4 protein-coding genes are annotated in these 2,365 nt (G+C 70.4%); 2 read left to right on the forward strand and 2 right to left on the reverse strand.

What is annotated here, in order from left to right; all coding sequences use genetic code 11:
* Positions 1 to 49: 49 nt before the first annotated feature.
* Positions 50 to 625, forward strand: a complete 576-nt coding sequence (locus tag G6045_RS40300) for a transcriptional regulator (RefSeq protein ID WP_165337212.1) — start codon at positions 50 to 52, stop codon at positions 623 to 625.
* On the opposite strand, the gene G6045_RS40305 is transcribed toward G6045_RS40300, so the two are convergent.
* Positions 589 to 762, reverse strand: coding sequence for a hypothetical protein (locus G6045_RS40305; protein WP_165337213.1), 174 nt, complete (start codon positions 760 to 762; stop codon positions 589 to 591). The two genes, G6045_RS40300 and G6045_RS40305, sit on opposite strands and share 37 nt — an antisense overlap.
* A gap of 96 nt (positions 763 to 858) precedes the next feature.
* A complete protein-coding gene (locus tag G6045_RS40310) occupies positions 859 to 1,185 on the reverse strand; it encodes a hypothetical protein (protein ID WP_165337214.1) in 327 nt (108 codons plus the stop codon).
* 131 nt (positions 1,186 to 1,316) lie between these two features.
* On the opposite strand from G6045_RS40310, the gene G6045_RS40315 reads away from it, so the two are divergent.
* On the forward strand, positions 1,317 to 2,365 hold a 1,049-nt coding region (locus G6045_RS40315), incomplete at its 3' end, for a hypothetical protein (RefSeq protein ID WP_165337215.1).

Raw genomic sequence — 2,365 nt, forward strand, 5'->3', positions numbered from 1 at the left:
TATAAGAGACAGGATGTGGGATCGATCCGGAGGCGGGGGTGTGGGGTAGGTGCCGGAGAGGACCGGGGAGTTCGGAAAGTTCGGTGCTCGTGGGGCCAGGGGCAGTGAGCTGGTGGCCCGTAAGCTGGACGACCTCGCTGGCTATATCGCCAGCCCGGTCACCGCGCGACGTGGGCTGATGGCGCGCCTGCACTATCTGACGCGAACCGACCACGCCCGCAGCGCTGCCCGGGCCGCGGGCTTGACCGTCACGGACCGCACGTTGAAGGCATGGCTGGAGGGAAAGCGCCGCCCGACCGCCCGGAACCTGGACAAGATCGATGCGGCCTACCGCACGGTGCGTCGTCACAACGTCGCCCGGCATCTTCTGGGGCGCCTCAACCGCGCCGGCCGTGGCACCCGGGTGGAGATCCACCCGCTCAACCAGTCCGGCGTGGACCGACCTCAACAGCGCGTCGTTCCCTTTAGGGACATGAATGTGCGGCGTTGGGACGCGATCGTCGCGGCCTGGGCGGCCGGCGACGCACAGAGCCTCGATACGGCATGGACCGACCACGTCCTGCCCGATCTCGGCAGTCAGTGGGGCGCCTACGAGTACTGCACCGCCATCGGCTTCGCCGCGTAACCGGCGACTTCGGCGCTGTCGTCGATGTCGTGGCCGAACGTGATGGCGCGACGTGCGGCATCCAGGGCAGGGCTGGGTGCGAGTCGGTGCCAGGTCGCCCCGGTGTGGGCGACGTCGATGATGCGGGTGAGCGTCATCGGCCCGGGTCGACGCCCACAACGGCGCCTCGCCCGCGAAGGGCTTGCCCCGGACGGGCTTCAGCGCGGTCTCGAGGTCGCCGAGCCGGCCCGGCTTCAGGGGAACAGCGTCAGGTCCGCCAGCTCCGGCATGTCCACGCCGGACCGGCCCGCCGTCGGTGTTGCCGGGAACGCCTGCTCAACCTCCCTGCCGACCAGGTCGCGCAGCCGCTGCCCGACCGCTTCGTCGCCTACTCGATTTCGGCTGCCTGATCCGGGTTCGGCGGCGGTTGGGAGCGGCGGCCCGATCGGTTCGATGGCGACGCAGAGTTCGACGGCATGAGGGCTGACACCGCCAGCTCCCTGGCCGAAGCCGAAGTTACTGGTCTTGAAGCAGAGAAGATCTGCGAATCCTGCGGAGCCCCTGGCCGCAGTCGATTTCATGGCGAGCAACGCGCACCCGGATCAGGATCGCACCTGAAGACGCTCGTTGAGGTCCTCCTTGTGATCGCGGCGTGACCGCGGCCGCATAGCCTTCCCTGATCGGCAGGGTCCAGGGGTGGGGAGCGGTAGCGGTGACGTATGGACGTGCGGTGACAGGGGCGCTGGCCGGAGGGGTGGCGCTGGCCGTGCTGCTGTGGTGGGCGGGCGCGAGCGTCGATGCGCTGCAACTGCCCGGAGCGACGGGGCAGTTCGGGATTGATGGCGTGCGGATCTTGGGGGGCTGGCTCGGCCCGTGGACGTACGAGGTGCCGGCGGAGCTGGGCGCGTCCGGGGACCCGAGTGACCTCGAGCGTTATCGCGGCCTGTACGAGACGGCGATGCAGATCCGGTACGGCGTGCTGTTCGTCTGTTTCCTCGCGGGCGCACTGTTCCTGATCCGCCGGCTGCCGCCGGTCGGGGCACGGCGGATCTGGATGTCGTTCCTCGCCGTGTGGGCGTGGTGCCTGGTGAGCGGGACGCTCGCCGTCTCGCTCTCGGCGCCCTGGGCCATCGCGGCGCGCGGCAGCGGGAGTTACCGCTTTCTGCCCAATCTGGCGTCATCGATGGCCTCGGGCCACCAGCTTGTCGTCGGTGCCGGCCTGGTGGCCGCGGCCGTCACGGTGATTGTCGCGGGGCTCGCCGCCAGGGGCGCGCAGCCTGTGCCCCAGAACGTCGTCCGCACCGGCGCGGCACGCCTCGCCGCGAGTCTGGGCACGGCCGTGATCGCTGTCTCCCTGATCGTCCTGTCGTACCAGCGGGTCGCCGCGGCGATCCAGGAGGCGGGCGCCTCCGCCGAAGCGGGCGATCTGGCCCGCCAGTTGCTCCTGCTCGGTATCTGGAGCGCGCCGTCTGACGGGATGTCGACGACCTGGCTGCTCTACCGGGCCGCCGATGCCCTGGTCCTGGTGGTTGTCTGGTTCGCGTTGCGCCTGCTCCCGGCCCTGCTCACGCGCGCCACCTTCCCGGCGTTGATGGCCTACGGGGTCTGCGTGACGATCTTCGGCCTGCTGTGCGGCCAGGTCGTCCGCGCGGTGGTGGACGGACCTGACCCGTATGGGGGCCTGAACCGGTGGTCCGGGATGGGTGCGGGGGTGCCGGCGGCGGTGGTCTTCGGGGCACTGGCGGGAGCAGTGGCGACGGG

Source organism: Streptomyces mesophilus (genome assembly GCF_011044995.1).
In the GTDB taxonomy this organism is placed as follows: Bacteria; Actinomycetota; Actinomycetes; order Streptomycetales; family Streptomycetaceae; genus Streptomyces; species Streptomyces mesophilus.

Excerpts from the sequence above, each read along its gene's own strand:
- G6045_RS40305 (WP_165337213.1), bottom strand. The coding sequence starts at position 762 with ATGACGCTCACCCGCATCATCGACGTCGCCCACACCGGGGCGACCTGG.
- G6045_RS40310 (WP_165337214.1), bottom strand. The coding sequence starts at position 1,185 with ATGAAATCGACTGCGGCCAGGGGCTCCGCAGGATTCGCAGATCTTCTC.